Raw genomic sequence first — 7,433 nt, 5'->3', positions numbered from 1 at the left:
CCGCATGACGTCGATCACGCGGCCCAACCGAACCTGACACTGAGAGGCAGTCCCTGTGACTGACACCGCGACTCACACCACCACGCACCCTGCCGCCGTCGGGGTCGGCGACCTGGTGCGACAGATAGCCCGGCAAGCCGACCTCCCCCTCGAGCAGGCAATACCGCTGCCCGCCCAGGCGTACTGGGATTCGGCGATGTACGAGCATGAGTTGGAGCACATCTTTCGCAAGGACTGGGTCTGCATCGCCAGGGTCGAGGAGGTGCCCGATCGCGGCAGTTACGTCGCTGCCGACTTCGCCGGTGAACCCCTGATCATCGTGCGCGGCGACGATTTTGCGGTCCGGGTGTTCTCCCGGGTGTGCCGGCACCGTTACGTGGACCTTCTCGGCGGCAAGACATCCGCCGAACATCAGCAGCGCGGCTGCGCGGAACGCTTCGAGTGCCCGTACCACGCATGGACCTACCGCTTGGACGGCAGTCTGCTCAACGCACCCGAGATGCTGGCGCGGCCTGGCTTCGACCCCGACGCTTACGGGCTGTGGCCGATACGCATGGAGATCTGGCAGGGCTTCATCTTTGTGAACCTCGACGATGCGAGCACGACTTCCTTCGACATGGCCGGGATCACGGCCGTGCAGGGCGGTTACGACTTCACCAACTGGCGGATTGCCACCGTCGTGGACTGGGGTGAGTCAAAGGTGAACTGGAAGCTCGTGGTCGAGAACTATGCCGAGTGCTACCACCACATCGGTATACACAAGAACACGCTGCAGCCGTTGTGGCCGATCGGCACGGTCGAGGTCGGTGCCGAGCGCGGCAGTGAATGGTTCTATTCCCGCATGAAGGCCGGCCCGGAAACAGCCAGCGGCGAGGAAGACGGCCACCTGTTGCAACCGAGCTGGCTGCCCGCCCAGCCTGACCTCTCTGCCTACCAGCGTTCCCAGTCCCTGCTGATCGCGAAGTTCCCAATCTTCATGGTGGTCCCCTCGCCAGACATCACCTTCTGGTTCAAGGCGTTGCCGACCGGACCCGAGACCCACAGCCTCGAGGTCAAACTGCTCGTCCCCGTCGAGAGCCTCGGAGCCGACGGTTTCGAGGCGGGGATCGCCGAAGCCGCGGACTTCTTCCGCACGTTTCAGACCGAGGACGCCAGCGTCAACGAGCGGGTGCAGTCGACGACCAAATCAACCCGCGCGGCCGGCGGGGTCTTGCACCCGCACGAGCAGGCGATCTGGCAGCTGCAGAAGTACCTCGCATCACGGTTGCCCGCCACGGACGTCTAGCTCGACAACCCTCAACTGCACCTTCCCTTCTCACTTCCTGCATCCACGAACGCGTCAACGAAAGGTTCACCCATGACTCAGCACGAGGTTTCGATGATTTCCGGCGGTATCGCACAGTGGGGCCGGGCGCTGCCGCTGCGCGGCAGCCTAACCACCGTCTGTTTTGAAGCCGATCTGATGACGAAGATCGTCTTGTCCGGCACCGACACTCCGACCTACTTCCGCTCGGTGTTCGTAGGCATGGATGAGGTTGACACCGACGGGTCGACCCCACACGGGTTCGGCAGCGTCCGCCTGGAAGATCCCGCCACCGACGACCTGCTCCTCGGCCGCGTCGACTGGTACATGGTCGACGGAAAAGACAAGGGCACCTTCACCTTCGACGACGGTACCGGCGCTTGGAAAGGTGTCACCGGCGAGATCGTGGTGGATCTGGAGTTCTGCTCCCATACCCGGGAGGGAGCCCTTAATGCCGGCGACCCGGTCAAGGGCTTGGCGTTCATCGAAGGCACCGGCCGCTTCACCTTCCCCGGCTGATGAGCCTCGAACCAGGAAAGGAACCTGCGATGACTGATCCGGCAACCGGGATCCCATTGCGGCAGGGGATCGACGAGATCGGCCGCGTCGAGACCCGCGGAGTGGACTACGTACCCGCGGAGGAGCGGCACTCCGCGCCCAGCGAGCTGGGGATCGTGTTCTTCGGGGCGCAGATGTGCTTCGGCATCATCGTGCTGGGGGCCCTGCCGATCGTCTTCGGGCTGGGTTGGTGGCCGGCGTTCTGGGCCATCACATTGGGCAGCGCTGTCGGCACCGTGTTCTTCGGGCCATTGGCACTGGTCGGGCCGCGCACTGGGACCAACAGCGCGGTTAGTAGTGGCGCGTTCTTCGGCGTGGTGGGCAGAATCCTCGGCTCGCTGGTGGTGCTATTCATCGCGATCGGCTTCTATGCCCTTGCGGTGTGGACCGGGGCGCAAGCCATCGTCGCCGGCGGCAATCGGCTGTTCGGGCTACCCGAAGGCAATGTCGAGCTCGCGGTCGCCTACGGCGTCATCGGGGTGATCACGGTGCTCGTCGCGCTCGTCGGGCACGCCACCGTCGCCGCCGCACAGAAGTACCTCGCTCCGGTGTTGGCTGGCCTGCTCATCGTCGGCATCCTCATCAAATTGCCCGACTTCCACCAGAGCTACGCCGGTGGGGACTACCTTCTCGGGGGGTTCTGGCCCACGTGGATCCTGGCCGTCGTCACCTCAGCGGCATTGCCGTTGTCCTACGGGCCGTTCGTGAACGATTACGCGCGTTACCTACCGGTTCGGGATGCTCGCCGCGGCGCGTGGGTGGCCAGCGCCGGGATCTTTGTCGGATGCTGGTTCGCGATGATGTTCGCCGCCTACTTCACCACCCTGTTCCCTGACCGCAACACGGACTTCGTCTTCGGATTGGTCAACGCCTCGCCCACGTGGTACGCGGTTCCCTTGATCGTCGTCGGGCTGGTCGGCGGATGCGGACAGGGCGCCATCGCCCTGTACGGGTCCGGGTTGGACACCTCCTCGTTGATACCCCGGCTGAATCGGGTCAACGCCACCTTGCTTATCAGCGCCGTGGGAGTGGCGCTGGTCTACCTCGGCTCACTGGTCTGGAACGCGCTGTCTCTGGTCTCGGCGTTCATCACGCTGCTCACCGTCGTGACGGCGCCCTGGCTCGTCATCATCGTGATGGGTCACCTGGCGCTGCGCGGACGCTACGCCCCGGCGGACCTGCAAGTCTTCAACGCCGGCGGCACCGGCGGCGTGTACTGGTACACCCGCGGGTGGAATCTCTACGCGCTCAGCGCCTGGATTCCGCCGGTCATCATCGGCCTGCTGCTTGCCAACACACCTCCGGTAATCGTGGGGCCGTGGAAAAACGTCGCCGGAGGGGTCGATCTGAGCTTCATTACCTCCGCGGTCCTGTCCTTCCTGATCTACGGCGCTCTGCTGCTCTTCATTCCTCACCGGGTCCTCCCCTCGGCGGGGAAGGTTCCGCCCATCGTCCTCGGCCACCGCGTCGTGGCGCCCGCAGAACTCGCGACTGAGGGGAGCTTCGAGTGAGCACCCAGCCAACGTTTCCGAACCTGCCCATCGACGACGTGCGGGTGTGGGACCCACGCACCCCAGGACTCATCGGCTCCCAGCCGTGGCAGCAGCAATCCTGCGAGGCCTACCTGGACCTCGGCGGATACACCAGGACACTCACCGCCGGCTCACCACAGGCTGCGGCGCTGGCCGCCATGGCCGCCGCCCCGTCGATGACCACCCTGCGGGGTCGGGGTGGGGCCGCTTTCCCCGCCATGCTCAAGCTGCGGGCCGTGGCCGAAGCCGGCCACGAGCAGCGGCAGCGGCCGACCGTCGTGGCGAACGGTGCGGAGGGAGAACCCTTGAGCTACAAGGACCGCTACCTTCTGCGGTACCGGCCGCACCTCGTCCTCGACGGACTGCTGTTGGCCGCCGCTGCCGTGGACGCCGAAACCGCGTACGTCTACGTCGCCGACGCCGCATCCCGGGTCAGCATCGCTGCGGCCGTGACTGAGATCGACGCCCGCCGCGACGCTGGGCCGACCCTGCAGGTCGTGACCGCCCAGGATACCTACGTGGCAGGGGAGGAGACCGCGGTCGTTCGGGCCATCATGACCGGTATCGCCCGGCCCAAGGACAAACCGCCCCGTCCCTACCAGGTGGGCATCAACGACGCCCCGACGCTGGTGCTGAACGTGGAGACCCTGGCCTGGATCGCTCGAGCCATGGCACCGAACCCACCGGCCGAGCCCAGCGGATTCCTCGCCACTGTGTCCGGCCCAGGAATCACGCCCCGCCTCTACGAACTGCCGACCGGCGTGCCGCTGGGTGAGCTCGTGCGCGACGTCACCGGGCAGAACAGCTCCCGGCTCAACGTCCTGATGGGAGGCTTCTTCGGCGGCATCGTCCCGGTGTGGCCGAGCCTGCCGCTGAGTTTCGACGCAGTGAGTGCGCGGGGCAGCAGCTTGGGCTGCGGATCACTGCACTTCCTGGACCCCTCGATCTGCCCGGTGAAGGTCGCGGCCGACGTCGTCGCCTTCTACGCCGAGCACAACGCCCGCCAATGCCGAGCCTGCATGTCCTCCAGCAGCACCATCGCCGCGGTCCTCGCCTCGATGGGCAAGCCTTCCCGCGGTGGTGGCTACGAGTCGAAACTGCCCCGATGGAGCTCCCAGCTGCGCGGGAGCGGAGCATGTGCCGTCCCCGACGGCGTCGCGGTCATGTTGCGGACCCTGCTTCGGTACTACCCCGGGGTCATCTCCCGCCACATCGACGTCGGCTGCTCGCAGTGCCTGCGGGCGCATCAACCCCGACGGTGGGAACACCTCTCGCTCGCACCATCAGTGGCCCCCTCTCCGGGCGAGTCTGCTCCGATGCTCGCGCACTTGGCGGGTGTCCGATGAGGGCGCGGGTCGATCCCACCAAGTGTCAGGGCTATGGCATCTGCGTCGAGCTCGCCCCACATCACTTCGTCGCCGATGACTGGGGCATCGTCCAAGCCGTGCAGGTCGACGCCGACGACGAGCATCGTGATGCCGTCACCCGGGCCGTGCAGCAATGTCCCATCAAGGCAATCCGGTGGATCGACGCACCGCCCACCGCGGCCACTACCGATCCCGCGTCAGGGAAGCTGTTGCACCCCACCGGCTGAGCCGCCCGCCCCGGCCCCATCGGCCCGTCGTCCCGGCGGGTGCTTTGGGGTGCCCCAAATCTCTGCCCGTACACACCAACCGTCTTCGAGGAATTGTGACCAAGTCCGTGAATCACCGTCGCACGGCGCTCCGTCGGCGAGCGCTCCCATGACACAGGCCATCCAGGTAGCCGGTTCCCTGCTTGTGCTGATCCCCTTCGTCCTCGTGCAGTTCAAGCAGATCAGACCCTCCTCCTGGACCTACAGCGTGTTCAACCTGGTCGGCTCCACAATTCTGGCCATCCAAGCCGCACAAGGCCGCCAATGGGGCTTCCTGTTGCTGGAAGGCGTGTGGGCGGTGGTGTCGCTCGTGGGGCTCATCCGGGCCCGGTCTCCACGGCCGGACAAGGAAGTAAGGCGTCCCGCAAGGACAGTGGTAACCCGTCCGCACTCATGAGCACGCCGGAGCGCCGGCCCACCGCGGCGACCCGCGGTGTGCGTGTACCTGCTTGTACGGCATCGAGTCCAAAACTATTCACCGTTGATAACCCCTGCAATGACAATCGAGAGGTACACCTATGAAGGCTGTTCGCGTTCATTCCTACGGCAAACTCCCCAGCGTCGACGAGGTCGCCGAACCCAAGGTCACAGGTCCACTGGACGTACTCGTCGAAATCGGCGCGGCAGGGTTGTGCCGCACCGATCTGCACGTCATCGAAGGGCAGTGGGCGAGTATTCAGAACCCCACGTTGCCCTACACCCTGGGCCACGAGAACGCCGGCTGGGTCCGCGAGGTCGGCAGCGCGGTCAGCAACGTTGCCCCCGGGGATGCGGTCATCTTGCACCCGCTGGTCACCTGCGGCCTGTGCAGTCCCTGCCGGATCGGTGAGGACTCACACTGTGAAAATGCCACCTTCCCCGGCCTCAATGTCGACGGCGGTATGGCCGAGCTTCTGCTGTCCAACGCCCGCGCCGTGGTGAAGCTCGACCCAAGCCTGCAACCCGTCGACGTCGCCGCCCTCGCCGACGCTGGCCTCACCGCCTACCACGCGGTGCGCAAAGCCCAGCCGCTGCTCACCCCCGGCACCCACGTTGTCGTGATCGGCGCCGGCGGGTTGGGCCACATCGGTGTTCAGGTGCTTGCCGCGACCACACCGGCCACCATCACCGTGCTCGACCGCTCCCCGCAGGCTCTGGAACTGGCCCGAAGCATCGGTGCCCACCACACCGTCGACGCCACCGGCACCTCTGAGTCCGTCCTGGCCCAGGTCCAAGACATCACCGGTGGCGGGGCCCATGTCCTCATGGACTTCGTCGGCGAACAGTCCACCCCAGCACAGGGCGTGGCAATGCTCCGCAATCGCGGCAGCTACTACACCATCGGTTATGGCGGTGAGGTCCGCGTCCCCACCATTGAACTGATCTCCCGCGAGATCAACATCATCGGCAACCTCGTCGGCACCTACAACGACCTGGCCGAGCTGATGACCCTCACCGCGCAGGGCCGGGTCACCCTGCACACGAGCACTTATCCCCTCGACGCGGTCGGCGAGGCGATCAGCGACCTCGAATCCGGCAAGCTCGTCGGCCGCGGCATCCTCGTGCCGCATTCATCCTGAAGCATTCACGTACCGTCCCCCAGGATCGTGGCGTGCCACGGCCTGGCCCCGTACAGAATCCCGACCCAAGGAGTACCCCACGATGAGCCGCAATCCCTATGACGCCCTGCCCTCGGTGCCCAGCTTCGAGCTGAGCAGCGATGATGTCACTCACGGCACCACCCTGAGCCCCGCGCACCGCAGCGGCATATTCGGGGCAGGCGGCGAGGACATCTCCCCGCACCTTTCCTGGACAGGGTTCCCCGAACACACCCAGAGTTTCGCGGTCACCGTCTATGACCCCGACGCACCGACCGGCAGCGGCTTCTGGCACTGGGCGGTGGCCGATATTCCAGTGCAGGTGACCGAGCTGAAGACCGGCGCGGGCAACGACAACGGCGACGAACTGCCCGACGGCGCTATCCAGCTCCTCAACGACGCCAGCATCCGCCGCTACCTCGGTGCCGCCCCACCCGTCGGGCACGGCGTGCACCACTACTACATCGCGGTCCATGCCGTAGACGTCCCCTCGCTGGATCTGCCGACCAACGCCACCCCGGCCTTCCTCGGCTTCAACCTGTTCAGCCACACAGTTGCCCGCGCGATGATCGTCCCAGTTTACGAATGCTGACGGGGGAGCGGAGTCACAGACGAATTCTGCGACACGGACCCGAGATGGCCCACGGCAGCGCGTCGCTGCATGAGTTCGAGCAAAGGGCCGCTCTGACGAAATGGCCCAGTGTGTGCATTTTGCTCAAATTCAGAAAACACGTAGTTGGGCGCATTGTGACTAAACGATGACCTGATCTTGCAATTTGTATCCGCGTTGGTCGCCTCCGAGCAAGGCGCTGCGGCCATCCATCAGACAG

General features: G+C 65.6%; 8 protein-coding genes. All 8 read left to right on the top strand.

The annotated features are described in order from the left end of the window. Positions 1-55 precede the first annotated feature (55 nt). Entirely contained in the window at positions 56-1,285 is a 1,230-nt protein-coding gene (locus tag ACRDUX_RS20645; protein WP_526415985.1) for an aromatic ring-hydroxylating oxygenase subunit alpha, read from the top strand. A gap of 72 nt (positions 1,286-1,357) precedes the next feature. After that, entirely contained in the window at positions 1,358-1,822 is a 465-nt protein-coding gene (locus ACRDUX_RS20640) for a hypothetical protein (RefSeq protein ID WP_526415983.1), read from the top strand. Positions 1,823-1,851: 29 nt separating this feature from the next. Next, positions 1,852-3,372: a purine-cytosine permease family protein gene (locus ACRDUX_RS20635; protein WP_526415981.1), complete on the top strand. Its 1,521-nt coding sequence runs from the start codon at positions 1,852-1,854 to the stop codon at positions 3,370-3,372. Beyond that, on the top strand, positions 3,369-4,739 hold the full coding sequence (locus tag ACRDUX_RS20630) for an NADH-ubiquinone oxidoreductase-F iron-sulfur binding region domain-containing protein (protein ID WP_526415979.1): 1,371 nt from the start codon (positions 3,369-3,371) through the stop codon (positions 4,737-4,739). Before ACRDUX_RS20635 ends, ACRDUX_RS20630 begins: the two co-directional genes overlap by 4 nt. Next, on the top strand, positions 4,736-4,987 hold the full coding sequence (locus tag ACRDUX_RS20625; protein WP_526415977.1) for a ferredoxin: 252 nt from the start codon (positions 4,736-4,738) through the stop codon (positions 4,985-4,987). Before ACRDUX_RS20630 ends, ACRDUX_RS20625 begins: the two co-directional genes overlap by 4 nt. A 148-nt stretch (positions 4,988-5,135) precedes the next feature. Further along, positions 5,136-5,423: a CBU_0592 family membrane protein gene (locus tag ACRDUX_RS20620; RefSeq protein WP_526415975.1), complete on the top strand. Its 288-nt coding sequence runs from the start codon at positions 5,136-5,138 to the stop codon at positions 5,421-5,423. Positions 5,424-5,544: 121 nt separating this feature from the next. After that, positions 5,545-6,585 (top strand): NAD(P)-dependent alcohol dehydrogenase, encoded by a 1,041-nt coding sequence (locus ACRDUX_RS20615; RefSeq protein WP_526415973.1) that lies wholly within the window; start codon positions 5,545-5,547, stop codon positions 6,583-6,585. Positions 6,586-6,667: 82 nt separating this feature from the next. Next, positions 6,668-7,195: a YbhB/YbcL family Raf kinase inhibitor-like protein gene (locus ACRDUX_RS20610; RefSeq protein ID WP_526415971.1), complete on the top strand. Its 528-nt coding sequence runs from the start codon at positions 6,668-6,670 to the stop codon at positions 7,193-7,195. Positions 7,196-7,433 lie beyond the last annotated feature (238 nt).

The sequence above is a fragment of the Mycobacterium sp. genome (assembly GCF_050701675.1).
Lineage (GTDB): Bacteria > Actinomycetota > Actinomycetes > Mycobacteriales > Mycobacteriaceae > Mycobacterium.
This window is presented reverse-complemented; position numbering and strand designations above follow the sequence as displayed.

Bases quoted from the DNA above. Each gene is read 5' to 3' on its own strand.
- ACRDUX_RS20640 (WP_526415983.1), top strand. From the start codon at position 1,358: ATGACTCAGCACGAGGTTTCGATGATTTCCGGCGGTATCGCACAGTGG.
- ACRDUX_RS20635 (WP_526415981.1), top strand. From the start codon at position 1,852: ATGACTGATCCGGCAACCGGGATCCCATTGCGGCAGGGGATCGACGAG.
- ACRDUX_RS20625 (WP_526415977.1), top strand. From the start codon at position 4,736: ATGAGGGCGCGGGTCGATCCCACCAAGTGTCAGGGCTATGGCATCTGC.
- ACRDUX_RS20620 (WP_526415975.1), top strand. From the start codon at position 5,136: ATGACACAGGCCATCCAGGTAGCCGGTTCCCTGCTTGTGCTGATCCCC.
- ACRDUX_RS20615 (WP_526415973.1), top strand. From the start codon at position 5,545: ATGAAGGCTGTTCGCGTTCATTCCTACGGCAAACTCCCCAGCGTCGAC.
- ACRDUX_RS20610 (WP_526415971.1), top strand. From the start codon at position 6,668: ATGAGCCGCAATCCCTATGACGCCCTGCCCTCGGTGCCCAGCTTCGAG.